The 21,683-nt window shown below is 51.9% G+C and carries 32 protein-coding genes and 1 other RNA gene; 1 reads left to right on the forward strand and 32 read right to left on the reverse strand.

The window, feature by feature from the left end:
• Positions 1-51: 51 nt before the first annotated feature.
• The 31 genes from ACO0LD_RS03155 to ACO0LD_RS03305 form a co-directional block, all read right to left on the reverse strand.
• Positions 52-969, reverse strand: a complete 918-nt coding sequence (locus ACO0LD_RS03155) for a Mu-like prophage major head subunit gpT family protein (RefSeq protein ID WP_423003620.1) — start codon at positions 967-969, stop codon at positions 52-54.
• A gap of 56 nt (positions 970-1,025) precedes the next feature.
• The gene (locus ACO0LD_RS03160; RefSeq protein ID WP_423003621.1) at positions 1,026-2,111 is read right to left on the reverse strand and encodes a phage protease; all 1,086 of its coding nucleotides are present in this window, start codon (positions 2,109-2,111) and stop codon (positions 1,026-1,028) included.
• Between the two features lie 203 nt (positions 2,112-2,314).
• On the reverse strand, positions 2,315-2,860 hold the full coding sequence (locus ACO0LD_RS03165; RefSeq protein ID WP_423003623.1) for a phage virion morphogenesis protein: 546 nt from the start codon (positions 2,858-2,860) through the stop codon (positions 2,315-2,317).
• A gap of 86 nt (positions 2,861-2,946) precedes the next feature.
• Positions 2,947-4,119 (reverse strand): phage minor head protein, encoded by a 1,173-nt coding sequence (locus ACO0LD_RS03170; protein ID WP_423003625.1) that lies wholly within the window; start codon positions 4,117-4,119, stop codon positions 2,947-2,949.
• A 1-nt stretch (position 4,120) separates the two neighbouring features.
• Positions 4,121-5,635, reverse strand: a complete 1,515-nt coding sequence (locus tag ACO0LD_RS03175; RefSeq protein WP_423003627.1) for a DUF935 domain-containing protein — start codon at positions 5,633-5,635, stop codon at positions 4,121-4,123.
• Positions 5,636-5,698: 63 nt separating this feature from the next.
• Complete coding sequence (locus ACO0LD_RS03180) at positions 5,699-7,492, reverse strand: hypothetical protein (protein WP_423003629.1); 1,794 nt, start codon at positions 7,490-7,492, stop codon at positions 5,699-5,701.
• On the reverse strand, positions 7,489-7,998 hold the full coding sequence (locus ACO0LD_RS03185; protein ID WP_423003631.1) for a DUF1804 family protein: 510 nt from the start codon (positions 7,996-7,998) through the stop codon (positions 7,489-7,491). Before ACO0LD_RS03185 ends, ACO0LD_RS03180 begins: the two co-directional genes overlap by 4 nt.
• Positions 7,998-8,324: a hypothetical protein gene (locus ACO0LD_RS03190; protein WP_423003633.1), complete on the reverse strand. Its 327-nt coding sequence runs from the start codon at positions 8,322-8,324 to the stop codon at positions 7,998-8,000. The genes ACO0LD_RS03185 and ACO0LD_RS03190 overlap by 1 nt, the downstream gene beginning before the upstream one ends.
• A gap of 9 nt (positions 8,325-8,333) precedes the next feature.
• On the reverse strand, positions 8,334-8,576 hold the full coding sequence (locus ACO0LD_RS03195) for a TraR/DksA C4-type zinc finger protein (protein WP_423003635.1): 243 nt from the start codon (positions 8,574-8,576) through the stop codon (positions 8,334-8,336).
• Positions 8,566-9,114 (reverse strand): hypothetical protein, encoded by a 549-nt coding sequence (locus ACO0LD_RS03200; RefSeq protein ID WP_423003637.1) that lies wholly within the window; start codon positions 9,112-9,114, stop codon positions 8,566-8,568. Before ACO0LD_RS03200 ends, ACO0LD_RS03195 begins: the two co-directional genes overlap by 11 nt.
• Positions 9,111-9,746, reverse strand: a complete 636-nt coding sequence (locus ACO0LD_RS03205; protein WP_423003639.1) for a transglycosylase SLT domain-containing protein — start codon at positions 9,744-9,746, stop codon at positions 9,111-9,113. The genes ACO0LD_RS03200 and ACO0LD_RS03205 overlap by 4 nt, the downstream gene beginning before the upstream one ends.
• 1 nt (position 9,747) lies before the next feature.
• Positions 9,748-10,101 (reverse strand): putative holin, encoded by a 354-nt coding sequence (locus ACO0LD_RS03210; protein WP_423003641.1) that lies wholly within the window; start codon positions 10,099-10,101, stop codon positions 9,748-9,750.
• A 152-nt stretch (positions 10,102-10,253) separates the two neighbouring features.
• Positions 10,254-10,904: a hypothetical protein gene (locus ACO0LD_RS03215; RefSeq protein ID WP_423003643.1), complete on the reverse strand. Its 651-nt coding sequence runs from the start codon at positions 10,902-10,904 to the stop codon at positions 10,254-10,256.
• A 14-nt stretch (positions 10,905-10,918) separates the two neighbouring features.
• Positions 10,919-11,338: a Mor transcription activator family protein gene (locus ACO0LD_RS03220; protein ID WP_423003645.1), complete on the reverse strand. Its 420-nt coding sequence runs from the start codon at positions 11,336-11,338 to the stop codon at positions 10,919-10,921.
• Entirely contained in the window at positions 11,335-11,757 is a 423-nt protein-coding gene (locus tag ACO0LD_RS03225) for a phage protein GemA/Gp16 family protein (RefSeq protein ID WP_423003647.1), read from the reverse strand. Before ACO0LD_RS03225 ends, ACO0LD_RS03220 begins: the two co-directional genes overlap by 4 nt.
• Positions 11,751-12,179: a hypothetical protein gene (locus ACO0LD_RS03230; RefSeq protein ID WP_423003649.1), complete on the reverse strand. Its 429-nt coding sequence runs from the start codon at positions 12,177-12,179 to the stop codon at positions 11,751-11,753. Before ACO0LD_RS03230 ends, ACO0LD_RS03225 begins: the two co-directional genes overlap by 7 nt.
• A 9-nt stretch (positions 12,180-12,188) precedes the next feature.
• An RNA gene (locus ACO0LD_RS03235) (hammerhead ribozyme type II) lies at positions 12,189-12,257 on the reverse strand.
• 142 nt (positions 12,258-12,399) lie between these two features.
• Positions 12,400-12,663: a hypothetical protein gene (locus tag ACO0LD_RS03240; RefSeq protein WP_423003651.1), complete on the reverse strand. Its 264-nt coding sequence runs from the start codon at positions 12,661-12,663 to the stop codon at positions 12,400-12,402.
• Positions 12,660-13,271, reverse strand: a complete 612-nt coding sequence (locus ACO0LD_RS03245; protein ID WP_423003653.1) for a DUF3164 family protein — start codon at positions 13,269-13,271, stop codon at positions 12,660-12,662. The genes ACO0LD_RS03240 and ACO0LD_RS03245 overlap by 4 nt, the downstream gene beginning before the upstream one ends.
• Before the next feature lie 16 nt (positions 13,272-13,287).
• Positions 13,288-14,067 (reverse strand): DUF3310 domain-containing protein, encoded by a 780-nt coding sequence (locus ACO0LD_RS03250; protein ID WP_423003655.1) that lies wholly within the window; start codon positions 14,065-14,067, stop codon positions 13,288-13,290.
• 15 nt (positions 14,068-14,082) lie between these two features.
• Entirely contained in the window at positions 14,083-14,343 is a 261-nt protein-coding gene (locus ACO0LD_RS03255; RefSeq protein ID WP_423003657.1) for a hypothetical protein, read from the reverse strand.
• Positions 14,340-14,528 (reverse strand): hypothetical protein, encoded by a 189-nt coding sequence (locus ACO0LD_RS03260; protein ID WP_423003659.1) that lies wholly within the window; start codon positions 14,526-14,528, stop codon positions 14,340-14,342. The genes ACO0LD_RS03255 and ACO0LD_RS03260 overlap by 4 nt, the downstream gene beginning before the upstream one ends.
• Positions 14,529-14,738 carry a hypothetical protein gene (locus tag ACO0LD_RS03265; RefSeq protein WP_423003661.1) on the reverse strand — a complete coding sequence of 70 codons (210 nt, stop codon included), beginning with the start codon at positions 14,736-14,738 and terminating at the stop codon, positions 14,529-14,531.
• Positions 14,735-15,091, reverse strand: coding sequence for a VVA0879 family protein (locus ACO0LD_RS03270; protein ID WP_423003663.1), 357 nt, complete (start codon positions 15,089-15,091; stop codon positions 14,735-14,737). Before ACO0LD_RS03270 ends, ACO0LD_RS03265 begins: the two co-directional genes overlap by 4 nt.
• On the reverse strand, positions 15,088-15,588 hold the full coding sequence (locus ACO0LD_RS03275; protein WP_423003665.1) for a MarR family transcriptional regulator: 501 nt from the start codon (positions 15,586-15,588) through the stop codon (positions 15,088-15,090). The genes ACO0LD_RS03270 and ACO0LD_RS03275 overlap by 4 nt, the downstream gene beginning before the upstream one ends.
• A complete protein-coding gene (locus tag ACO0LD_RS03280; protein ID WP_423003666.1) occupies positions 15,575-16,213 on the reverse strand; it encodes a hypothetical protein in 639 nt (212 codons plus the stop codon). Before ACO0LD_RS03280 ends, ACO0LD_RS03275 begins: the two co-directional genes overlap by 14 nt.
• Positions 16,214-16,215: 2 nt before the next feature.
• Entirely contained in the window at positions 16,216-16,977 is a 762-nt protein-coding gene (locus tag ACO0LD_RS03285) for an AAA family ATPase (RefSeq protein ID WP_423003668.1), read from the reverse strand.
• A 19-nt stretch (positions 16,978-16,996) separates the two neighbouring features.
• Positions 16,997-19,180, reverse strand: a complete 2,184-nt coding sequence (locus ACO0LD_RS03290) for a Mu transposase C-terminal domain-containing protein (RefSeq protein WP_423003670.1) — start codon at positions 19,178-19,180, stop codon at positions 16,997-16,999.
• Positions 19,177-19,395, reverse strand: a complete 219-nt coding sequence (locus tag ACO0LD_RS03295) for a hypothetical protein (RefSeq protein ID WP_423003672.1) — start codon at positions 19,393-19,395, stop codon at positions 19,177-19,179. Before ACO0LD_RS03295 ends, ACO0LD_RS03290 begins: the two co-directional genes overlap by 4 nt.
• Before the next feature lie 9 nt (positions 19,396-19,404).
• Positions 19,405-19,893, reverse strand: a complete 489-nt coding sequence (locus tag ACO0LD_RS03300) for a hypothetical protein (RefSeq protein ID WP_423003674.1) — start codon at positions 19,891-19,893, stop codon at positions 19,405-19,407.
• A 60-nt stretch (positions 19,894-19,953) separates the two neighbouring features.
• Positions 19,954-20,256, reverse strand: a complete 303-nt coding sequence (locus ACO0LD_RS03305; RefSeq protein ID WP_422979702.1) for a helix-turn-helix domain-containing protein — start codon at positions 20,254-20,256, stop codon at positions 19,954-19,956.
• A 193-nt stretch (positions 20,257-20,449) separates the two neighbouring features.
• On the opposite strand from ACO0LD_RS03305, the gene ACO0LD_RS03310 reads away from it, so the two are divergent.
• A complete protein-coding gene (locus ACO0LD_RS03310; protein WP_423003676.1) occupies positions 20,450-20,890 on the forward strand; it encodes a hypothetical protein in 441 nt (146 codons plus the stop codon).
• A 421-nt stretch (positions 20,891-21,311) separates the two neighbouring features.
• Here ACO0LD_RS03310 and ACO0LD_RS03315 read toward each other — a convergent pair whose 3' ends face one another.
• The gene (locus ACO0LD_RS03315) at positions 21,312-21,629 is read right to left on the reverse strand and encodes a hypothetical protein (protein ID WP_423003678.1); all 318 of its coding nucleotides are present in this window, start codon (positions 21,627-21,629) and stop codon (positions 21,312-21,314) included.
• Positions 21,630-21,683: the final 54 nt, after the last annotated feature.

A 21,683-nucleotide genomic window follows, 5' to 3' on the forward strand; every position in this document is an offset into this window, starting at 1 on the left:
TGGCCTAAACCTCCCCCACAACTGGGGGAGGGGCAACACCTGGCTAGTGGGTTATGCGTTCACCCAGGCAGAGTCCAGTACTTCAACCAAGTTGTAATTCGGGTTGTCCGCACCGTTGGCCATGCGCGCCACTTTGATGACTTCGTTGGCGGCAGAACGGTGAACGGTTGGGCAAACCAGGAGTGTTGGCGTGATGTTCAGAGGGTTGCCGCCGTCGCCTTTAAAGCCGCGCATCAAGTCGTATGCTTCTTCAAAGCTGGCCTTTGTCAGTGGCTTGGTGCTGCACACCGCCATTTGCCAGAAGCCGAAACCGACGTTGGAGCGCGCACGGACACCGTAACGGTAGATGTCCTTCATGAATACGCTTTCATCTTCATTCGCCTGCATTGCTGTCAACTCCGGCGATGATCGCTTCTGGAAGATGATTGGCTTTACCGCCCTGGACGTGTCGAGCAGATACCAAGGGGCCACAGCACCAGAGGCAGGCGTGAGCAGGTTGGAAACGTTCTGTGGCGGGCCTGTGCCGTCCGTATTAGGGTACACAGGGTGATCGGTGTCAAAGAAGTTTTGCCCATCAAAGCACAATGTGGACTGCCCGACCTTGAGAATGCCGAAAGAATGCTTGTCGGGATAACGAGCGGCACTCAGTCCCATTTCCTGGAACAGAGGCGTGTATACACCTACATTATCGTCTTCGATATCAGTGCGCTTTACTGACACCGAGCCTTCATACAGCTTATTGGTGATAGCGTAGCCATACGCTGCCATGTCCTTGAGTTGACGTTCACCAATCCATTCTTGCAAATCTGGGAACTGGCCCAACCAGCCGTAGGTATTACTGGCCGACGTACTTGGCACAACCGTGGCAATCTTCTCGTACTGGGATGGCGTGGTCTGAAGTGCGCCTTGAAATGTGTTCAGAAAGCCTGTAAACAAAGCTTTCAGCAGTGGGGGCGTAATTATTGCCATGAAACTCTCCTGATGATGTTAAGTGGTTGTTTTAACCGTAGTTGATCTGCTGGGCTTTACTTGGCGTACTTCTTCTTGCCAGCGGCATAGGCTTCTGGCGTCTGTCCCAGCAAACGGGCGGCGTCCAGTTCTTCTGCTGAAAGGGCCACACCGTCAATTTCGACCTTCGTACCAGATGTTTGCGTACCTGCCAGGGCGGCGATCTGTGGTGTCGTCGCGATAAAGGCATTCAAGGCAGCCATGTCCTTTGCGCCCAGGTCACGCGCCCACTTTTCCAGGGCTGGCAGCAGTTTTCCTGCGGCCAGGGCAGCTTCAACGACCTTGTCCACGGCACTGCCGTTGACCTGGTTTGCTAACGCAGACAGTTGTGTCTGCAAGGCATTCACCGCTTCGATAGGTACAAATTTAGCCGGGTCAGGTGTAGTCGTCCCTGCAGATGCCAGTTGTGCAGACAGCGCCGTTACGCTGTCTTGTTGCTCCTTCGCCTTGATCACAAAGGCATTCAGTGCTGACAGGGCCGTGGCTTCGTTTGCCTTGTCGTCCAGGCCCAGGACTTTCAGCAGTGCTGCTAACAGTTCATTCATTGGTTGCTCCTCTTCTTCATCATCAAAAAAATGGGATGACAGAGCAGCCAGCCTGGCCTGTTGCATCCCGTCTATACCTGCATAATTGGTCAGCGCTGCCATCGTCAGCTTGGTAATGCGACCCGTATTTGCATCAAAATTAATTACCGGACTGATAAACCTGTACTCGCTGGTCTCGATGGCCAGGGCCGCTGCAGGCGTCCATTCCACGTCTATGGCAAACAGGCCGACTCCCTCGCGCCACTCAAGCGTCTTGAACCATCCTGCAGCGGGCGCTGGCTGGCCGTTCTTTTCTTTCCACAGGGTTTGGTGCTCGTAATCGATTACTGCAGGGTTGCCACGGGCAGCAGCAGCGGCGATCAAGGTTTGCGCGTTGTCTGCATCCAGCACCCATTCAGTGCAGTTGCAGCCTTCCAGATTGGCGGGACGGCCATCGATGGCGGTAAAACGTCCGGCAGGCAGCAATTGAATTTCTTTGCTTGCCTTGACATCGATCTGTATCGACAAAGCTGCTAAGGCCGTGCCGTTGCGTTTTTTGAGTGAGGTTTTCTTGTCCATGTCGCCATGATCGGCGCATGCCAGTCTGGCGACTATTTGAAGGGGTTCAGTGGCTTGGTGTTTCGTTTTGGAGGATTTTGAGGCGGGTAGGCTGGACGGTTGGCGGCTGTGGGGCGATTTAACGCTGGTTTAACGCGGTAGGAGCATGATGGCATGCGGTTTGGTGCGTCCTGCCTGATTTAAACGCCCCTGAAGCCCGCAAATCAATTTTGGCTGTTTATCACATCGTTGATGTATTCCTGGATGGTTTCCACAACGATCTGCTGGGCGATGTCATCCGGTTTGCCGTCGCTGTCTAATGGCATGAATGGCCTGGCCGGAATGTCGCCCCACAGCTTGGGAAACTGGGAACGTGTCCCGCCAAACTGCTGCATGGCCGCGTACACCATGCTATTGCTAACAGTAACAGAATCCCAGGTGGCCACATAGCTAAACTGACGCATCAAGTCTTTGCTGATGCCGATCAGCGGCTTTTTAGACATGACACGCTCACCACCTTTTTTAGACAGTTTCCCGGCCTTGTTGTAATTACTTCCGCCTAACTGCTCCAGGTAACGAAGGATCGTTGTCTGGGTATTGGATGCCCAGGGAATGCCAGCCGGGGACGCGGATTTTTCAAAACTCTGTTTACTTACCTCCATCAGGTTTTCACCGATGGCCCGCATGGCTGGCTCGGTGTTTTGGGTAGCCGCGACTATCTTGGCCAGCAGCGCCTGGACTATCTGGTCATTGCTTTGGATTTCTAACATTTGCTTTCCTGTGCTATTATTTTAGTCATTGGCGTCACCGTCCTGGACGTAATGGTTGGGGAGAACACACATCAGCCAGATGCCTGCTAAACCTTGATATACATCGACAACAGGTTTAACACCCGGTTTTTCTTGCCTAGGCGTAGTTCAAATACTGCCGTTATCAAATCCCCATCTATTTCCTTGCTGGCCTTGACCGTGGGTAATCCGTGCTTAGACGGGTCTCCAGGGGAAAGCTTGTCTGCGTCGTTTAACACACTCAGCACATGCGCGAAGTCTTCCGGCGTCGGCGGGCGCTGCTTGCCGCCGTCACGGCTGTGGCTCTTGTTAACGTGCCTGGCGTACTCACTCTTGAGCATGACCATGAAGCCTGTTGTGTCGTCTCCGATTGCTTTTTGTATGTCGCTCGGATTCTCCACAAAGCCCAGGAACTGGTTTTCTGTTAAATCAGGGTTGGCTATCGCATCCTTGACGAACTGGACGACATCCTCGGCATGTACTGTTTTATTCATCAGCCGGGACAATGCCGTGCTAATGGCTGGGGGATAGGTAATCAGCTTGGCTTGCACTAGCTCGCGGAACGAGGTGGCGATGTTTGCACCAGGTGCATAGTTAAACCCGTCATCGATACCAACGGTATTGCCTGGCGCTGGCGCATCTGCAGGGCCGCGCCCGTTTGCTACAGCCTTCATATATACAGTCTTAGTGACTGCAATGACGCGGCACTGACATCCCCAGCCGTTAGGAGGGAAATGCTCTTGCCAGAAAGGATGGTCACGCGGCAGCGTTAAACCGTGCCAGGACTTATGCAAGGGCCTGGGAAACGTTACGCTGTCACTATGCAGGTACTGCCAGTACGGCTTCGCTTTGATTAACTCAGGGTCATTTAACTGCTGCCAGCGTCCCGCTGCATAGCTGGCGCTCATGTTCGTCTGGTAAATAACTTTCGTGCGCCAGGCTGTCTTTGCTTCTGACTCTTCCCCAGTCCAGCCAGTCCAGCCGTGTTTGGCGACGATCTGTTTAAAATCCTTTCTAAACGCCTGGATGCCAGTGCCTTGTTCGATGGCCTTGTTTATCGCTCCATGCAGGTCAGCCAGCAAATCTGCACTTTGCGCCCCCGCGACCATAAACCCGCGATCGTGCGCCTGGCGCATGATGTCATCCCATCGCTCAGTAGGTAGGTTTAGTTTTTTCTTGAAGAAGGTAAGCTGCTCCTGGAATGGCTTGTTCCATGGCGGCAGTTGTTCCAGGTCGGCCACGTTAACGACCTGCCTTTACTTCATACATGCCTGCGGCCAGGGCCGCTGCAATGCCCTGCGCCATCACCGCCTGCAGGTCTTCCAGGGGAAGCCCGGCATATGCATTCAGCAATGTAGCCTGCAAGGCTGGGAGGCTTTCCGCTTCGTTGACCAGCGATGCAATATGACTGACCACAGCTTGCCAGGCGTCTGCAGTATCCTGTTCAAGTGTCACCGCTTGTCTGTCTGCTGGCGCTTGCTGGTTTTTCGCCGTCAGCGCTGCAAATGCGCTCAGGCCCTGCGCTTTACCTTTGATGTTGGCAGCGCTCGTACCTGGTACGCGTACCAGGATAGGTTCATCTTTCAGTGGCGCTGGGATGCCGAGTTTCTTCTGTACCCACGTCACTGGGATGGGCGTGCCAACATCCACCAGGTTGGGCAAGGCCGTGGCAAAGGTTGTAAAGTCTTCTTTCTCCGACGTATCAAAGACCAGTAGAGGCAAGCGCCGTGGGTTGGCGTTTGGTCTGTTTAACGCTAACAGTGAATAGAACAGGTCGCGGCCTATAGTCGCGGCAACTTGCTTTGCATCTGAATCCCGCAGGTCGTGACGTACTTCATTGTGAACGGTGCCAAGTGCGTTGGTCGAGGACTTGCCGTCCGCCTGGCTGGTTAGTGTTCCGCCTAGGACAGCCTTGCTCACAGACCTTTCTGCCCAATCACTCATGGCGAGATGTGGATCATGTGTACCTCTTGCCGCCTGCTCAAACTCTATTTTCATTCCCTCCGGGATGATCCCGGCAGCAGCGTGGCCGATCTCGGTCACGGCCCGCAGCAGCGTTGCTTTCTCTTTTTCACCTGTACCTGTTGGATACGTACCCAGGCGAATGGGAATGCCGTAAATCTCCAGCAGCTCGGCCAGGTCACGGATGGCGAAGTTCTTAAACAGGTATGGCCATGCTAGTACTCGGTGCAGGCCACAGCGGGCCACGTAGCCGGACTTGGCACGGTGGACGTGCTTGATCCACCCCATGGGGATTAGCTCCGCACCAAGAGGGCTGCTATCGCGCAGGCGCAGCTCGTCCTGGTTGAACTGCGCGAGGCGGAACCAGGAGGCGGGCCTGTGATGCAATTTGTCAGGTATCCACTGTTTTTCGGTCAAGCCCCATTCCATTTCAACATTGGCGTAACCGAAACCTATACCGTCCATCATGGCTAACAGGCAGTCGTTAAAACCGCTGACCTGGGTAATAATTTCTGTTAGCCAGGCAGCATCGTCTTTCTCGGCTGGCGTGGCGTTCTCTGCTGGCTCTATCTTCCAGGGAATGGTCAGGATCGCATTCTTGCGTTTGCTGATCTCGCTAAAGATATGTGCATCTTTTTCTTCCATATCCGAAAATAAGTCAGCCTGCGCTTGCAGGTTGCCGCGCTCGGCTTCCTCCAATATCTGGGCAAGTCTGTAAGGCGTTAAACCCCGGCTTGGATGGTTTGCATACTCGGTCGGCAATGTGGCTATGCGGGCCGTCTGTGGCTCATGCAAGATTTCCTGCTGTATCGGATTGCCGTTGATATCGACGATTGTTCCCATTCTTCCTGCTCCTGTTTAGTATCCGCCCCGCCCCTGGTTAGCGGGGGCATCGTCTTGCAACCAGTTGGAAGCAAACGATTGTGGTTCATCGTTTCGACGTTTAACGCTCTGGAATTCAAACATGCCAGCGCCCCTGGTTACTGCGACCCAGTGCAGCAAGTGCAAGGCTGTTAAACCGTCGTAATGGTGATTCGATTGCGGCTCTGGCCACGTATCCAGCTCGCCAAGTAGCAAAGTCAACTTTGCATGTAACAGAATCGTCGGCGCGATTTCATCTGTTACATAAGGTTCTAAGGAGTCGATCCTAATCTCTGGCGGGACGGTAGCTGTGACTCCGATCAGGGGAAGCGCAACACCCTTGGCCAGCCCTGCATTGATGAATGTCTGACGTGAGTGCTCATAAGCATTGTTGTTCTCAAAGGCAATACCCAAACACTTAAACTCTCTTTGCATGTCGATCAGGTCGGATTCCAGCTTGGATGGCACCCGGCGCTTGATCCATGCTTCCATGACGTGCACTCTTTTATTCTCACGATCTAGGCCACCAACGAGAATAGATGACGGGTCAGACTTCCTGCTTGCGCCCATGGATGGGTCACAGGCTCCGAAGATCAGCCAGTCTTGCAGGCGTTTTACCCAGAAATGAATCTTGTTAAAAGTCTTGTCTTCGTCACTCCGAGCGTCGCCCTGCATCTCGGTGTTAAACGCCTTACGTGCTGTCGCTCTTTGGCGCATCAGCCAGTACAAAGGCCGGACGGTCGGCCAGGAAGTGACCGCACCTTCATCCATGGCATCTTTATTTGCCAGGTAGAAGCGGTAAGATAGACGGTCGTTATTGTTGATGACCTGGTTACTTTTGGCTGCCGCTTCTGCTTGAGTGACATCCGCATTTCGCATCAATTCTTCGCACTCTGCCCATAAGTCCATATTGGTAGGCATAGTTTCGATTGCGCGGAAGTGATGCACCACATGACCGATAGTGCGCTTGGCTCTGCTGATTGGGTCGTCCTTGTCCAGGATCGTACCAACGCCCAAATATTTAACGCTGCCATCAGGCGGGCCGAGGTAATCAATTGCCTTGCTCAGCCAGTTCCAACGGTTGTCACGTTCGGTCGGGCTTTTGGCTTCCGCATCCGTGATCAAGTCATCACCCAGCAATAGCTTAGGGCGGCTGGCACCGTGAAACGTTCCGCGAATCGCTTGTTCTGCACCGAATGGCTCTACCTTGACATTGGTCTTGGTGATGAATTCGCCGACCTTCCATGTCGGGCCTTTGCCGCACACCTCGGGAAAATCCATGGCAAGGGCAGCATTAACCGTCAACTCAGTTTTAACGACCTCAAGCAGCTTGGTTGGCAGTTTAGTCTCCGCCCCCAGCAAAATGACATAATCAATAAAATAAGGGGCTGGATCACTCCAGCCTATTTCTTTCCTGATTTCTTCCCTCTGCAGGAGCGCCTGGACTGCAATCCATACTGGCCCTATCTTAGTCAGCATGGATGATTTTGCCTCACCCCTGGGAGCAATCCACCATTCCTTAATGCCGCCTGGCTGCCGCAATAGTTGCGGATAGCGTTGGCAGAATTGGCCCTGGAATAAAGATGGTTCGCCCCTGATGTGGTGCGGAAAGTAGGTGTAAGCAAAAAATTGAAAATCACCCATCAAAACGCGTTTGCGGCGTGCCGCGATGGCAGTCTTAGAAGCGTCCAGACCAATATGGTGCGCTTCAATGTCGCGTCTCAGGGATGCGGTAAGCTCCGCAATCTGGTTCTTGAACTCAGTGCTGGTAATAGAAAAATCAAGGTTCATTTTGTCTTGGCCAGTAACTTGGGTAATACGTCGGCGAAGGGTTCCAGAATTTCAACGAAAGCCGAGCCGTGTTCTGGGTAGCGCTCTTGGACAAACTCCGCCAGGCCGCGCAAGACCAGCATCCCAATCGCCAGAGCGTTGGTTTCCGGCAGAAAGCGCTTCATCGCGGCCATAGACTTATGGATGTTATCCATCAGGCTGGACAGCAGTTCGACGCGCTGGACGGCTGGCATTTTGTCATCGGCCTTGATCAAGGCTAGGACACTGTTAAATTGCACCAGCATTTCCGTTAGGATTTGCTGGGACAACTGCTCAACGTTGCCGCCTGCCAGAGCGGATGCGCTTTTAAGCTTGTCCCAGTCGTCGCCAGCCTCCAGGGCTTTTTCTTTCCAGCGCCGGGCGGTTGCATACGCGACGCTGGCCAGCTTGGCCGCCTGCTCAAGTGAGAGACGGTCAAATACATAGTGCTTGCGCACCTTGGCACGGACGTCTGCGGATTTCGCCATTAATGCCCCAGCTTTCGTTTAATGATTTCTACAATCACAGCGACACCAACACTAGAGCCTATGCCCGCAATGACTCCTGCGCGGTTGCTGCTGGTCTCCAGGGCGCGGATGCGCTGCTCGTGATCTTTAACGCTCTCGGCAATTTTTGCCGGGTTAGCCACCTCAATGACGCGCAAGCGGCTTTCATGGCCGTCTAGGCGTTGGGTTAACTTTGTATCCAGGCTGGCCAGTGCGATTTCCTGGCGTTGGGATGACTGGGCCTGTGCATCCAGTTTGGCTTCCATCCGGCCAAGGATGCGGGCTAAATCGTCGTTACTTATTTGCATAGAGTTCCTTTATCGCCTGAAAATTTTTTGTCTTGCATCGTCTCGCCTGGCGCAATCAATGCACATCTGGCACCCTGGAGAAGCCTTGCGACGTTCTGTTGATATCGGTTCGTCACAAACGACACACCACTCAGCGCTGATTTGTGGAGCCTTTGCCTTCAGGCTGGCCAGCCTGGCCATCTCCGCTTGAATCGCGCCGTCCCGGTTTTTTTCTTCCAGGTCGGTGGCCTGGTCGGAGATATCACTGCTCATGCTCTGGGCTGGCCTTTGCGGGGTTGATGTGCCAATCAATCAGGGCGTCAAGCCTTGCGCGGCAGGTGTTGTACTGGGCTGCAGCGCCGTTGATCCAGGCGGCGATATCTGTATCGGTGGCAAAGCCGGTACTCGTCTCAGCAGGCCCGCTGGCGGCGTTGGACAAGGTGGCAGGCTCACTACCTGCTGCGGCGCGGTTGAGCAGGCCGACAGTACGGCCATTGAGACAAGTGCGGCCAGTGGTGCTTTTTTGGATTTCATTGTTTAACTCCGTTTTAGTAGTGGCCAGCCGTTGCTCGGTTAGATCAAGGGAGGTTTGCAATGCATTGGCGCGTTGGTTGGCGTCCTGCAGGCGAACCAGAGCAGCCTGGGTGGCTTGGGCCTGCTGGTCGCTATGCTGTGCTTTAATGCCAGCCAGATTGGCCTTGGCTATTTCGATTTGCGCGGTGTCATAGACATGCGCTGCGGCAGCGCCCAGGGACATACCGAAGGCAACCAGGAGCATGTCAAACCATCCGAAGTTTGATAAAAATTTCATGGCTGGCCTACCGTTCTGCCCCAGGCTGAATAGCGATACTGCAGGCGGTTGAGGATTCGGTCGGGATAGCCCAGGTTTTCAGAGCAATGGATAACGCTGCGCTTGGCACGACCACAGGCCGCGTCTATAGCCTCATGGTTCAGCGCTGGGCGGACCAGCGCAGCTTCTGCCTGCCAATGGCCCAGGCCGCCGTTATAGCTGCGATCCATGGCCCAGAGTCGGTCAAACTCGGTTAGCCCGGCAACACGCTGATACAGCCACAGGTCATAACCGATCATGGCCCGCATTGCCCAGATTGGATTGCGTGGTTGACATTCCTGGGCCGACAGCTTGTTTAATGCACACCACCAGGTAGCAGTGGCTGGCATAAATTGAGTCATGCCGAGTGCGCCGACCCTTGATACTGCGTCAGGGTTCCATCCACTTTCCTGCTGGACTTGAGCCGCAAAGACTGGCACAGGTGCATCTAAGCCCCACACTGATTGGGCAATGCGCGTTAAATCATTCCGATATTTATTTGCGGCTTGCGGTACTTCCTGGGCATTTGCGGGTGAGGCTAAACACATAACCATTGCAACCAGGAGCGTTGCAAGGATTACTGGCAGCGAGAAAGCAGATAGGAACTGGCGCATGTTATGCCCCCAGGCCAACCGCGATCATGGCGGTGCCAACTATAAACGCCCGTCGCCACATGGATGCAGCCGCGAGTAAGTCGTTCTGTAGGAACCGTTCCAGCTTGAATTGTAAGGGTGGGTCTTCGACTTCTTCGATGTCCTCTAACGATTCAATGTCCGTGGCCAAGAACGAATCTGGCCGCGCATAAGGGAACAGGCTGCGATCCAGCCAATAACCGACCACCCCAGCGATGGTGATCAGACTCAGCTTGTAAAGGCTTACGGGTATCTGCGCGGGGGAAAAGGCAAGTACTAAGACTGACAGCAGCAATGCAGCTATCAGCCAATCGGTCATACGGGGAAGTTTTTTCAAGATATTCTCCTATCAGGTTAATGTGTATTGACACATCACCAAGGATAGAGAGACCTTGCTTTTGAAACTATTGGAAGGGGTTCAGTATAAACAAAAAGCCGCTGTTCTAAGTCAGCGGCTCTACTACTAATTTAAGATATTTCAAACCAAGACTAATAAACATTTACAGACGTTATTCTCTTCGTTTTCACTTTGACCAAATTTGGAATATTACTTGGGACTCCAAGTTCCATTTGTAATCTGGCTATCCTAACGCGGCCACTATCAACAATAGGAACAGAGCAATAGAATAGGTCCCCTCCAGTTAGCACTTGAGTTGAACAATTTTTGATAGTGCCTTCAACGTCTATTTTCAACATGTCTTTCAGCAGTACATAGTAGGAGCTTGAACTGCATTTAGATTCCAAACAAGTTTTCAAAGCGTCTTTGTTTGCTTTTTGTTGCAGTTCAAATTTTTCTGCTTTAGCTAGGTCTTCTTTTTCCTGTTCGGCGCGCATTTTTGGCAAATTTTCGTTGTAAATTTTCGCGTTGATTTCAGCTTTTAGCTTTTGAGACTCCTGCTTTTCTTTAAGGTTGTCGTATTCAACTTTAAGACTACGTGCATACTCTGCATTCTCTCTCTTGACGTTCTCGTAACCATCGTCTTGTCTCTGCTGATCCTTTTTTTCAGTCCGAATTTTTTCTCCAGAGCCGACGCATGGAAATTCTTGAAACACAACTTTGCCGTTCACTGAACACTTAAAAGCATCGGCATGCGCGGACGTTACTGCAAAAAGAAACATCAAAAATATCAGGTTTTTCATTTCAGCCTCACTGTTCAAAATAAACTTTCTTGCACATATCGGCTTATCTGATTGACCTGGCTCATATCTGTATTCTTTAGGATTTCCCAGATGCGGCGATCAGAAAGCCCGTATTCCCGCATTAGTTCCCGGACTGCTGTTCCGCCATTATACTTCTTGACGATATTTTTGTTGCGTTCTTGTCTATACTGGCTTGCAAGGTTTGGAATATAGAGACGTTCACCGCCGAAGTGCCTGCAAAGGCGCTGGGCATTTGACATTCCTACTACTTCAGCCAATGCGGCGAAAGTTTGCGCACCCAGGCCCGTTTCTGACTTCGGAAAGTCAAAGCTGCCGCCGCCAAAGTTTTTGGTATCCATCATAAGAATGGCGGCGCTTTCTCCGATCATACTGATCATCAGCTTAACGATGGCTTCTGGGTCGCGCTGTGTCATGAGGTGGCTCTCCCGTTTCTGTCTGCATCTATCATAAGCGCGGCAATGATCTTGCCAAGGTCGCCTACTGAGCAAAACTCAATTCGTTCATACCCCAGGTTCTTGACGAGCGGTGTAACATAAGACCAAGGCCGTTTTGCTTCAGCCAGCAAGGCTTCAATCTTCTCCATTCTTGGCATGCGGTCTGCCCCGACTTTGGGCATCTGATGTTTTGGTTTGATCTTGAAGCCCAGGCGCTTGAACTCGTCCAGGAGTGCTTTCCGTTCTTGCCAAGTCAGGTCTTTGGATGACTCCTTGCCTGCGACCCGTCTCAACAGTGCCCGATAAGAATCGTCAGCCATGGCTAGCTGCACCTTGGCTATATGTATCTGTGCCAGCTCGGCCCGGCGCAACTGGTCAGCATTGCGTTGCTTTAGCATGGCTCATATCCAATATGAACTACTTCAATGCTCTGATTGTTTTTCACAAAATGGCGGCGCATGTCCTTAACGTTGCTCCATACAGGGCTGAAGTAGCTGTATTGCTGATTGAATCGTGCAAGGTCAGCTTTTGGGCATCGCTTTCCACCATAGATTTTGATTAATTCGGCGCGAGCTTTTGGTTTCAGCGCGTACTTCGAAATTTTGCGGAAAAACCGCTTTGTTTCATCTGCGTCCGAATCGGGTGACAACCATTTTCCATCCATAACGCCATTGACATAGATCATCACTACATACTTCAGGGACTTCTCTCTTGCGACGCGTAGATTGATCTTATAGCCGTCAATTTCCAGTTCAACGACTCCCCACGCGCTAGACAGGTTCGCCTCAACTTCCGCCCATTGCTCCTTAGTGATTTGCATTTGTTTCCTCCTTGGCTGCTCATCAGTACCAGGTAACCACACCTGGCAGACAAGGCGGTGAACTGCCTTGTTTCGCTTGTACGACAATTAAAGCGAATGACCCTTAACGCGGGTCATTCGGGGCATTCACCTCTCGGAAGGTTACCGGGCATGCCCTGTAGCTGTTACCGTAATGCTTTGCTGATTTGCGCCACCTGCTACCTGGGCGCTCGCTATGTTGTTACGTGCTACTGGTCGTCTCGCGCTTGCTGCGCCAGATAAACACCTTCTTTCTCGCCTCATGAAAGGCAATCAGTGCTTTGTTCTCAAACTTAAACAAGGTTGTCAGCCGGGCCAGTTCCTCCAGTCCGTCAATCAGTGGCTGGCATGGCGGATTCCGGCCAGCGTCTGCTGGGTATTCCTTAAATGTGACCGATGATGACGTGCCATCGTCAGCGGTATAGTTGATGGTCACTATGGCCTTAACGATTTTCGGTTCAGTCATAAGGCCGCCATATCCAGAGGTATAGGGTTGTATTGGTCTGTGTCGTCTTGGCGTTCATAGAAGCGGATGTACTGCTTACTACCCACGACCTGGACAGACTCGCCAATGGCGGTCATGGCATTGATCCAGCGCTCATCCTTGATATCCAGACGGCGCAGTGCCAGGATGCGTCCATGATTGAGGTTGCCCTCTCTGTCGGTTTTGAAAGCGTCCTGAACAAGCACCTGGATTTCTGGGCTTGAACCTTGGCTCCATTCCTTTATGCATTCATCAATGAGCGCTTTCGCTGCCTGCAGGCGTTCGTCAAACTGGATGTTCTCTGATACCGCAAACTGTATTTTGTATCTGCCATCGAAAGAAAACATCGTGACATTTCCCTTTTTTCCGCCAAGCTTTGCCTTGTACTCTTCGGCACTCAAGGTAACAAAGGCGGAAATGTCGCCGAAAGCGGATTTCTTAAATTCGCTCAAAGCAGCATTAAGAGCTACCGCTTTGGCCATCATTTCCTTCACCAGACCGTCTCTAGCCTTGTCAATTGGTTTGACCTTGGATGGTGGCCAGAAACGTCCTTGTGCGTCTTCCATGAAGTCTGTTGTATCGGTTGTCATGTTGTTCAATTCCTGGTTACTGGGTTACGGGTGTTTCTGCTTGGGCCAGCCAGTTTGCGTACCTTGCGCACTTCTGGTAATCCTGCAGGCCGTCTTTGAGTTCTGCGCGAATGACGTACTTGAGCACGTTGCCCTTAAAGTAGCCCCTGAGTTCTTCTGGCGTCAGCTTGGCCCGTAGGATGTCGATAAATTCGATACCTCCGACGGTATAGTGCTGTGGTGTGTTGACCGGGTCGTGCTCTGGTTTGGTCAGTAGGACGGCCTTTTGTGGTGTCGTCTCTGGTGCAGCCAAGTCGTCTGCTTCCGATGCCAGGCAATACCATTTCCCACGCTTGATCACGGTGCCGTCTTGGATGAGCCTGGACAGATACTGGGTCGGCGAGTACTTGGCTGGCTCTATCCCCATGGCCCTGCACAGATCGTCTGCCGTTACTTCTTTTTTCCCCACCAGGAAAGCAAGGGCTTTGTCGATCTTGGTCGGCCCTTTGGTCTGGGATTGTTTGACAATCTCGTCCTGGACTTGCTTAACGGTGGCCTGCTCCTGGTCTTTCGCCTTTTCGGCTGGCGGTGTTGCAGCCACCCAGCCCAGCACAGCTGGATTCGCCCGATAAGCGTCCACTTGCAGACTATTTGGCGCTGTAACCTTGGTTGCCATGAGCTTGCCATGGCGCGTTGCTGTAACCAGGATGTTTTCGACCACATCAGGATCGATGTCCAGTTTGTCGCTGATCTGGACGGCCCGCAGCCCTGGCTGACTTCTTACCAGGCTGATGATTTCCTCTTCGTGTTTGCTCATGATGTGCCTTTCGAGTTAGTGAATTTGGTTGGTGGCCGCTTGCACGACTTGCACGCGCTCAGCCATGAATGCATCCAGTGTTGATTTAACGCGGGCGTCATCAAGACTCACATGTGCATGCACGAGGCGTCCCAGCCAACCTGCCATTCCTTTGACGGCATCCCTGAATCCATTGCGCTCTTTGAGTGCCTGCAACAAGGCAGCCTCAAGTTCGTCATAGGTGGGCTTCTCTTTTGTATCCAGTTTCTCTTCTATTACTTGCAGTGCTGATTTCATTCTTCTTCTCCTACTGTGATTTCAACGGTGGGAACGGCATTGCCCACGGGTTTGGTTTTGGTTGGGCGTACTACGTCCTTGATTTGCTCCATCTTGTTGCTGCCCCATTCGCTGTGCAGGACAATCATCACTTTGGCATTTGCTGGACATCGACGCAGCCTCTGCATCAGTTCCAGGACGTTCATTTAACGCCCCTCCAAGGCACGTAGACGCAGCGATAGTTCATTGCGCCGCATCATCGTTTTAAGCCGGTTCTTATCGGTGAATATTCGATTGCCTTGCAGTTGCTGGTCGTACCAGTCAAGGTCACGACTCAATTTGATGTAGCGGCGATCCAGGCGCTTGATCTGGAAGGCGACGATTGCGTGTTTAACGCTTTTAATAACGCTGCTCATGCTGACTCCTTTCCCGCTACTTGGCTTTCAGCCTCTGCAGGAGCGAAATCAAAAATAGAATGTGTACCTCCGTTGAATTCCACTCTGACTGTAGAAATGTTGAACAGGCCACCATTTGTGTAATTGCATGGGCCACCCGTGGTGTCGCCCATTTCTTTCGCACTCTCGGTGTAACGGCCAATGCACGAGTAGGCGTTTGCACCTTCCGGGGCGTTTGCCTCTTCCCAGTCCTTTACAGCAGCTACAAAGCCGCAAGATGGGCAAATGAATTTCCAGTTTGCAGAACTGGTACCAAAGCGCTTTATCGCTTCAGCTCTCCACTCGTCGTGGGTATAATGCGTAAGTACTTTCATGCAGCCTCCTGTGCTGTTTGTACGGTTACTTGAGGGCCACCAACCACGGGGAGTGGTAAAGTCACCTTGTCGATAATTCCAGCCTGCTGGACAGGTTCGGAAGCTGCTTGGCGCATTGCTGGCCGTTTCGCTTTAGGTGCGATTACCTTGCTTAGTGGCGCTGGCTTATGCGGACAAGATTGACAAGCCTGCCAATGCATCATCTGGCGCGGGTTTTGTGTGGGAGCTGCGCACAGTGCGTTTTCCCGGCAGACAGCAACACCGATGATCTTGTACGTATGCGGACACTCCAGCTGCTCAAATGCTCGGCGAAATTGCAGCTCTATGCCATTCGTGCTGGCCTTGCCTTTGCCGTACTCGCCAATGCCGTTCATTACCGCAGAAAGCGTGGAACGATTGACTTGCATCTTCCCGGCCACGACTGTTTTGTTAGTGGCATCCACTTCCACCTTCATGGCCTTGAACCAGTCGCTATCCATGTATTCACAGTGTTTCATCTTCAGCTCCTATTTCATCGACCCACACAATGCGGTTCCAATTCGGGTCATACACGGTTTTTGTTCTTTGGATCATTGGAGCGCGTGGCCCGCTTTCCATTTGGCGCTTGAGTCGATAACGCGCTGGCTGAGCTTTCTTTCCTGCAACTGCTTCTTTGGTGCATTCCAGGTATCCTGCTGCAGCCAGGGCATGGACATAATTGCGGGCCGTTTCCTCGCCCACTGTCTGGCTCGTTGTGCTGGCAAAAGATGCAAGCTCCCTAAAATTGAAACTCTGCCCTTTGAGTACACGGCGCAATGTTCCCCACATGGCCTCATTGACGCTGCCTTGCGTGACTGTTTCACCTTTCTTGGTCAGCCTGGGTGCTTCCACCCCGTTATCCTTGATAAGGGCGTAGATGTTGCGCCTGCAAATTCTGCCTGCTGGTTCGGTGTCAATGACTGCGATAAAACCCGCTTTTAAGAGGACTTTGACGTAGTCTTTGACGATGCTGTCAGACACCTTGCCGAACTCGGCCAGTTGCGCCTGGGTGAACCTTTCCGGCTGCTTGCGTACCTGCTCCCATACCCTTTGGCGTGGTGTCTTACCACCGCGCATTTCTTGCGTTGCTGGTAGTCTGGCCATCGTTAAATTTTCCTTTTCGGATGTGTGGCTGATGGCAACGCGATTTTTTGCAGTGCAGCCAGGTTAATGTTTTCCTTGCCAGTGACCAGGCAGTCTTCATGAATGACATTCAGGCACTTGACGACGGCTGACACAGAGCCTTTGGAGAAGGTCGTCAAGGCGCTTAGCGCTTCTTCTGCAAAATCGATGCTTGGGCAATAGATCGGGGCCAGCTTGGCCGTGTCCTGCACGGTCACATCCTGTGCCTCGGCCCATGCAGCTATGCGGCGATAAAGCTGTTTGAACGCAGGTTTGGTCAATTCGCTAGGCAGCTTTTCCTCGCCCACTAGTAGGATGGGCGACTGTGTGCAATCGAATATGGCGCGGGTGATTTGTGCCAGTGCCGGACGTTCAATAGCCCTGTTAAACTCGTCCAGGATCAAAATGCGACCAGAGACGGCTAACTGGTTGTTGACCATATCGAACAGGTCAGGGACGCTGCAGCTTTTATCCCAGTCCACTTTCATCTCATCCAGAATCTTTTGCAGGAAAGTTTTCTTAGTCCAGACTGGCTGAATTTGGACAAAGTAGGCGCGTGTCTCCAGTGCCAGCACATTGCTGGAAAAGGTCTTGCCCCAGCCCGATGGGCCATACAAACAGCCGATGCCATCCATTCCCTGGCGACGGTTTTTTAATTGATCCAAGGTTGTTGCCACCAGGTCAAACGTGGCGATTGCGGCCACGCCACCTTTTGGGCGATTGTTTATTTGCTTGTCTTTTGTCATAATCCTTGTGCTTTCGTAGTTAGTTGTTCATGAACAGCATGGTTGCCGCCATGCTGTTCTCTTCCTGGCCAGACTCCTCCAGGTAACGCTTGTAAAACGTTCTGTACTCTGATGACATGGGGTACGACTTATGCCACCGAGCCAGTGTTGCATCGTTAATTTCGCCTCCTTCCTGTACTTGTTGCTCTAACCTGTGCCATCTGGTCAGGCGCTCTTGCCGTGTTTCCGGCAATTCAAAAACATTGCTTTGTTCGACTGATTTAACGGGTTTCTCAGCTTCTTCCCGTTGAGGTGCAGCAGATATCAGAACCTGCTCCGATTCGCGCTCTAAAGCCCATTTGCTGCGTAATGTGTCGATATCTGAAGTGATTTGTATGCCCTTGATGACTTCCAATTCCAGCGGGGCGGAACCATTGCGTTCTGCGCGGACTTCTTCCAGCTTGTTTTCCAGGCGCTTTTCGCGGCCAGCGGCCCGCTTGTCACGCATGCGCTCCACAAAGGACTGGGGCATGTAGTCGCGCAAGTTACCGTCCAGGTCTGCTGTGCAAATTAGGCGGCCATCGTGGTGATAAACCCAGACCATTTGCGGGTCATGGAGGTCATAGCCGACACAGGCTTCTGTGTCGTTAAAGTCTTCCAGGGCAGCGTTAAAGTATCTGTTTCCGAACAGTTCAATTTCACAGCGGCGCACAGACCGGACTATTTGTGGCCTGAACAACGGTCTTGCCTCGGTTTCACTGATCCGGTGCGGCGCAAATCCTTCCGCTTCTGCCGTTGCCCAAGCTTCGTCTGGACTCATGTGACGGCGTCGGCCAGTCTCCGGGTCTGTGATTTTCGGTAATGACCTATGCGGACGGGCGTTGTACTCGGCAACCTTGTCCCTGGCGAACTCCAGGAATAAAGGCCACGGCATCAATGGCATCGTGCTGGTGTGTGTCGCTTTTTTCATGATCGCCTGACGCGACAGCTTGAACACCTGCAGCTTGGCCTGGCGATCCATGTCCTTGCCAATGTAACCAGGGACTTCCTTGGCTGCGTTGACCCACACTGTTTGGTGCAGTCGCTCAATCACACCACGCGCCTGGCTGTTGTATGGCAAGCTATTGACCATTTCCGTCCCCAGCCTGGCCATTAAACCTGTCGCCGTGGCTGTCATCATCTGGTTGACGTAGCCTGAGCCGTTATCTACGTACAAAATGGCCGGGATGCCGCCCGTTAAGGCTGCTACGCGCAGCGCATCCAGCACCGCCAGCGCACTTTCAGCCAGGTCAACAGACCAGCCAATCAGGCGACGTGTCCCGATATCGACGACGGATGTAATCTCTGGCCTGAATGGTCGGCCATGCATGGGATGCTGTACTTCTGCATCGAACGTGTGGCCGTCGGCACTGTATATGTCAGACGGCAGCAGCTTGCTGAAGTCGCGGCGCACGAATTTTTTGATTGTCTTAAGTTCTCGGTCGCCCATCCTTCCAATTTGCCTGGAAACACTGCCGACCTTGTCCAGGAATCGGCGCACTTGGTGAATGCTAGGCAGCTCGCCCTGGTATATCTTGGCAAATTGTCGATATGCATGCTCTACCGTTGGTTTTTCTGGTTTTTGGTAGTGGCCCAGGAATGATTCTGCCCAGGCGGGTACATTCATGTCTTTCTCACGTTTCTTTGGGACTAGCTCGCCACTTTTTTGATAAGCGACAAAACGTGTCAGGCTTCGATCTGATGGCAACCCATCTGGGCTGGAACGTCCACGGCCATCCCTGGCCAATTTGAGCATGGCAATCAGCTGCGGGCTGGCTTCGCCTTTTTGCGCCATGCTGATCAAATGCTTTGCGGCGCGTTTTAACGGATAGCCAGTGCCTTGCATAATCGCGTTTAACGCATCCAGAACACCTTTACGTGCGTCACCCGTTAAACTTTGGGCTTCGGTGTGCGCGATGGTCGTCTGTGGCTTGACCGTTGGCAGTGTTCGCGCTGGAATTGTCGCTGCAAGCTGCTTTGTGGCTTCTTGGCGTATCGCTTCCATCACTTCTGAAGGTGGCGTGTATTCGCGGCGAATGCCGCCTCGGCCAGATACTTCAACATAGCTCCAGAGCTGTCTTTCTGTAAGCAATTGAATACCTCGTACACTGCTTGGAAGACCTGGAATCCGCAGCGCTGCCAGGTCGGCGGCAGTGTAATGGGGTTTTACGATTACCTGACTCATGCAGGTTCACCGATTGAATAAGTACGCTTCACTGAGGCAAAGTGCTTTTTAGTTAAGTCGCGGGCGTCGCATTCATCCGCTGCAGCCAGCAATGCTTTGGCAAAGGCGCGTACAGCTGCGGGGCTCATTTCGACGTGCGGGCCTGGCATTTCGTCAATGACTACCAGCGGTTTGTTAAGGCGTGTTTCGGTCAAGGTGACTTGTAAAGTTTTCATGTTCTACTTTCAATCGCAAGTGTTAAACAGTTCAAGTTCTGGCTCGCAAGCCTTGGTAACGTTGCTGCGCTGGTAGGCCAGTTGACCCAGTGTGGTCGTCAGCGCGGCCAAGGTTTGTTCTATGGCGTCGCCGTTTTGATAAAAGCGGGATAGCAGCGCCATGGCTTCAGAAAAGCAGGCCTGCACTTCGACCAGGTCGGTGACCTTTGCAGTTTTTCCGGCTGCGATCGCGACCACAACTTTGTCGCCATGTGCCAAACACAAGTAATCACTGACAAAGGTGGCACCGCAAAATGCTTCAAACTGGCGTATGCGGTTCAAGGGCATGGAAGTTTCTCCCAACCAGCGGTATAGCCTCTTGACATCCACACCCATAAGGTCAGCCAGGACTTTGATGGGGCGGCGCTGTTCAGAACCGGCATATTCCACGCACAATTCCATCGCCTCGCTGAGGCTTGTAGCTCTTACTGATTTCCAGCGTCTTTTTCGCAACGACATTTTCACAACTCCGCGAAACGTAAAGATGGTGTTAAGTCCAGTGACGGCCTATGATTCATTTCAAGCAACAGCGCACTGCAAAGTGCGAAGTGACTTGGTAGGAAGCGTTAAAACTGGCGTAAAATTCCGCCTCTCATAGCGCAATGGCCAGATTTCCTCTGGAGCGACTCCGATGGCAGCAGCAATAATGCTTTCTGCTTTTGGGTAGGGGCGATCTAAGGCTGAGTTGATGGTTCTCTCAGCCAGGCCGCTTTGCACTGAGAGTTGGCGCAGCGACCAACCTTTTTTATGAAGCGCGGCGACGATATCCGCACGATGCCAATCGGCTTGCGCGGATTTTTTTGGGGCGTTTGATGCATCCATTGTTTTCCTCTTTGGGTTGGGTCAATGGATGCATGTTAAGTGTGAAAAAGTGCGAAGTCAACTACTTCATTGTATTTCGCAGTTATATTTTCCTACTTGTGGCGGAATGTTTTTTAACTTATTGATTTTAAAAGATATTTATTTTTAATAAACTGCGAAGTAGATTTCGCAGTTACAGCGAATAAAGTGCGAAATGACAAAGTTATATACAGCGGCTGAAATTGTCGAGATGAAATTGCCAAATTTGCCATCAACGAAGAGAGCAATTCAATTACGCGCTGAAAAAGAGGAATGGCACTTTGAGACGAGAGTCGGCTTAGGCGGGATTAGGAAGATGTTTGAAATCCCTGAAGCTTACCTACCAGGCTACGTGCCTATGCTTGACCGTGTAGGTAAGAAAAGGGTTGGAATTGACGTCGATCGCATTGCTTCAGTAGCCAAGGACAAGTTAGGTGAGAAGCTCGACCTCAATCGCCTCAAACGTGCAATGCAATTCCTTGAACGCTATTTGGATGAGAACAATGTCACTATCACCGTAGAGCGCAAGAGCGAAATAATCGGCGTTTTATACAATTACATGGAGACTCATGGCAGCGATGAAGACGTGGCACAGTTGTTAAAGCTAGTAGCTTAAAACGTTAAAAAGTAACAATATTGGCTGTCGTGTAACTAAATGTAGTTTTGCAATTACAATGTGTCATCAATATAGGATGGCGTATGTAGTTTGTGGTAAAGCGGGGAGACGACGATTTATTAATTCAAATTTTGGAAAGTGAACTTAAAAGCACTCCGCCATTGATTGTTTGCCTGCACTGTCAAGCGATATCGATCCAGATATCCAGAACCGCCACCAACGACCCCGTCTACTCAAGAAAGTATCAATCCTGGTACAGAAGTTTGCTGAATGGTGACAATAGTCGTGCAAAAGTTATTCACAATTCACCATTTCTTATCAAATGCCAAAAGCGGAAGTTTTGGCCCCTAATCGGGCTGATAGCCACGCTGGCATTAGGTTTTGCCATGTTCGGTTGCCTTGCTGAATAGGGACAAAACGATCACTCCCCCACAAAGGCTTCGGCACCAACCGCATAATCATTCGACAAGATCACATAATCGGGCCGTTTATTCGCAGGGCGTGCAGCGATTTGCCTGGCGTATTCCAGCGTCTTTAAATGGTCACGTTCAGAATAGATCACTTCCAGCTGTATGCCCAGACTACGGGCAGCAGCCGTCATGCCATTGCTGGCAGTGACCCAATAAATTTCATCTGATTTCCCCGGGTTGAGGAAGGTGACTGTCATAGCCAGGGCCACGCAAGGCATGAACAGCGTCATACTGGCCAACAGGCTTAAACCCAAACGATAAATCCACATCCATGCCTCCGCGCATCCTGTCATGCAATCAAGCGATAGCAACAAATGCAGACT

It is taken from the genome of Undibacterium sp. Ji83W (genome assembly GCF_049340385.1).
In the GTDB taxonomy this organism is placed as follows: Bacteria; Pseudomonadota; Gammaproteobacteria; order Burkholderiales; family Burkholderiaceae_D; genus Undibacterium.

Coding starts and splice junctions, on each gene's coding strand:
- ACO0LD_RS03230 (WP_423003649.1), bottom strand. CDS start 12,179: ATGCAAATCACTAAGGAGCAATGGGCGGAAGTTGAGGCGAACCTGTCT.
- ACO0LD_RS03160 (WP_423003621.1), bottom strand. CDS start 2,111: ATGGACAAGAAAACCTCACTCAAAAAACGCAACGGCACGGCCTTAGCA.
- ACO0LD_RS03165 (WP_423003623.1), bottom strand. CDS start 2,860: ATGTTAGAAATCCAAAGCAATGACCAGATAGTCCAGGCGCTGCTGGCC.
- ACO0LD_RS03265 (WP_423003661.1), bottom strand. CDS start 14,738: ATGAGCAGCGTTATTAAAAGCGTTAAACACGCAATCGTCGCCTTCCAG.
- ACO0LD_RS03275 (WP_423003665.1), bottom strand. CDS start 15,588: ATGAAACACTGTGAATACATGGATAGCGACTGGTTCAAGGCCATGAAG.
- ACO0LD_RS03200 (WP_423003637.1), bottom strand. CDS start 9,114: ATGAAATTTTTATCAAACTTCGGATGGTTTGACATGCTCCTGGTTGCC.
- ACO0LD_RS03190 (WP_423003633.1), bottom strand. CDS start 8,324: ATGCAAATAAGTAACGACGATTTAGCCCGCATCCTTGGCCGGATGGAA.
- ACO0LD_RS03220 (WP_423003645.1), bottom strand. CDS start 11,338: ATGACACAGCGCGACCCAGAAGCCATCGTTAAGCTGATGATCAGTATG.
- ACO0LD_RS03195 (WP_423003635.1), bottom strand. CDS start 8,576: ATGAGCAGTGATATCTCCGACCAGGCCACCGACCTGGAAGAAAAAAAC.
- ACO0LD_RS03285 (WP_423003668.1), bottom strand. CDS start 16,977: ATGACAAAAGACAAGCAAATAAACAATCGCCCAAAAGGTGGCGTGGCC.
- ACO0LD_RS03185 (WP_423003631.1), bottom strand. CDS start 7,998: ATGGCGAAATCCGCAGACGTCCGTGCCAAGGTGCGCAAGCACTATGTA.
- ACO0LD_RS03280 (WP_423003666.1), bottom strand. CDS start 16,213: ATGGCCAGACTACCAGCAACGCAAGAAATGCGCGGTGGTAAGACACCA.
- ACO0LD_RS03205 (WP_423003639.1), bottom strand. CDS start 9,746: ATGCGCCAGTTCCTATCTGCTTTCTCGCTGCCAGTAATCCTTGCAACG.
- ACO0LD_RS03290 (WP_423003670.1), bottom strand. CDS start 19,180: ATGAGTCAGGTAATCGTAAAACCCCATTACACTGCCGCCGACCTGGCA.
- ACO0LD_RS03180 (WP_423003629.1), bottom strand. CDS start 7,492: ATGAACCTTGATTTTTCTATTACCAGCACTGAGTTCAAGAACCAGATT.
- ACO0LD_RS03315 (WP_423003678.1), bottom strand. CDS start 21,629: ATGTGGATTTATCGTTTGGGTTTAAGCCTGTTGGCCAGTATGACGCTG.
- ACO0LD_RS03155 (WP_423003620.1), bottom strand. CDS start 969: ATGGCAATAATTACGCCCCCACTGCTGAAAGCTTTGTTTACAGGCTTT.
- ACO0LD_RS03245 (WP_423003653.1), bottom strand. CDS start 13,271: ATGACAACCGATACAACAGACTTCATGGAAGACGCACAAGGACGTTTC.
- ACO0LD_RS03215 (WP_423003643.1), bottom strand. CDS start 10,904: ATGAAAAACCTGATATTTTTGATGTTTCTTTTTGCAGTAACGTCCGCG.
- ACO0LD_RS03310 (WP_423003676.1), top strand. CDS start 20,450: ATGACAAAGTTATATACAGCGGCTGAAATTGTCGAGATGAAATTGCCA.
- ACO0LD_RS03270 (WP_423003663.1), bottom strand. CDS start 15,091: ATGAAAGTACTTACGCATTATACCCACGACGAGTGGAGAGCTGAAGCG.
- ACO0LD_RS03250 (WP_423003655.1), bottom strand. CDS start 14,067: ATGAGCAAACACGAAGAGGAAATCATCAGCCTGGTAAGAAGTCAGCCA.
- ACO0LD_RS03260 (WP_423003659.1), bottom strand. CDS start 14,528: ATGAACGTCCTGGAACTGATGCAGAGGCTGCGTCGATGTCCAGCAAAT.
- ACO0LD_RS03240 (WP_423003651.1), bottom strand. CDS start 12,663: ATGACTGAACCGAAAATCGTTAAGGCCATAGTGACCATCAACTATACC.
- ACO0LD_RS03295 (WP_423003672.1), bottom strand. CDS start 19,395: ATGAAAACTTTACAAGTCACCTTGACCGAAACACGCCTTAACAAACCG.
- ACO0LD_RS03305 (WP_422979702.1), bottom strand. CDS start 20,256: ATGGATGCATCAAACGCCCCAAAAAAATCCGCGCAAGCCGATTGGCAT.
- ACO0LD_RS03300 (WP_423003674.1), bottom strand. CDS start 19,893: ATGTCGTTGCGAAAAAGACGCTGGAAATCAGTAAGAGCTACAAGCCTC.
- ACO0LD_RS03225 (WP_423003647.1), bottom strand. CDS start 11,757: ATGCTAAAGCAACGCAATGCTGACCAGTTGCGCCGGGCCGAGCTGGCA.
- ACO0LD_RS03255 (WP_423003657.1), bottom strand. CDS start 14,343: ATGAAATCAGCACTGCAAGTAATAGAAGAGAAACTGGATACAAAAGAG.